Source organism: Neisseria sp. P0001.S005, assembly GCF_051963715.1.
In genome coordinates this window covers 1-233 of the sequence record NZ_JBQCTZ010001094.1, presented here as the reverse complement: position 1 = coordinate 233, position 233 = coordinate 1, and the positions used below count along the sequence as shown (strand labels likewise).

Below are 233 nucleotides of genomic sequence, written 5' to 3'. Positions count from 1 at the left end.
AGACGATGTCTTTCACGGCTAAGTGGAATTCATAGCGCGCATAGAAGACTCCTGCCAGACGCTCTTGCAGCTGACGCGCCAAAACTAAAGCGTAGCGGTCGATTTCGACCATGTCTGCCTGCGGTACCGTGTGTTCGAACCGGTAGAAATCGATGATGTTGGCAAACAGGAAGCACAATGTGTTGCTGATGCGGAGGTAGCGTTCGGTGACGCGTTTGAGGATTTATTTGGAA

Annotated in this window: 1 pseudogene; it reads right to left on the bottom strand. The window is 51.1% G+C overall.

The features are described from left to right. A pseudogene (locus ACTHSP_RS24180) lies at nt 1-223 on the bottom strand (hypothetical protein); the annotation flags it as partial. Between the last annotated feature and the right edge of the window lie 10 nt (nt 224-233).